The organism is Oleiphilus sp. HI0043, assembly GCF_001634935.1.
Window position 1 is genome coordinate 1 of the sequence record NZ_LWEY01001679.1, and the last position, 878, is coordinate 878.

Annotated in this window: 1 protein-coding gene; it reads right to left on the minus strand. The window is 43.8% G+C overall.

Annotated features, from left to right (window positions below; genetic code table 11):
• On the minus strand, window positions 1–861 hold an 861-nt coding region (gene rseP / locus A3729_RS25475; protein ID WP_068634417.1), incomplete at its 3' end, for an RIP metalloprotease RseP.
• Window positions 862–878 lie beyond the last annotated feature (17 nt).

Here is an 878-nt window from a genome sequence, read left to right on the forward strand (position 1 = left end):
ATCGTTATATAAAGCTAGAGACATAAGTATCAATATAAATGACACCCCTACTTTTAAACCCAACACCTGCCATTTCTCAGATAGTGGTTCGCCTTTTACAGCTTCGATCAAATAGTAAAAAATATGCCCTCCATCCAAGACAGGAATGGGCAGTAAATTTAAGATTCCTAAGCTTACGCTTAATAAAGCTAGAAAACGCAAAAACTCTTCAGAACCTGACTCGATAGACTCACTTGCTACTTGAGCGATGGTTATCGGGCCACTCAGGTTATCAAGAGAAATTAAGCCCATAATCATCTTCTTGATCGCGTTAAGTGTCATAACACAATCAGCCCAAACTTGTTCACTCGCCTGCATCAGGGATTCAAGAGGACCGTAGCTTATCGTTCTTATCATCTCTTTCGGGTAAGTAAAGGGCTGAACACTCACTCCTAAACGACCAACCGAGGCACCGTCTTCACGTATAAATACTTCTGGTCTAAGTGACAGAGTCTCGACAATAAGCCCATTGTTTTCTCCACTCCTCTCAACCTTAACGACAACATCTTTTTCAGCAGAGACTTTGATTACATCGACAAAAGCAAACCAGTCTTCAATAACTTTACCGCCGGCCTCAATTACTTTATCGCCCGCTTTTAAGCCACCCTGTTCAGCCGGACTATCGGCTAAGACACTCCCCATTACTGCGGGAACAGGCGGCTTTAATGGGTGGACACCTAAGTCCTTAAGCAGTCCATGTGGCTCACGGTCCAACATCCAGTTTTCAACACTTAATGTATAACCATCAGCAGTCTCACTAGCACCAGCCTTAGCGAATAATTCAATATCACCGCTGTCGCCGATACGGTTCACTAAAGCCATACTGACAGAGCGCCAAC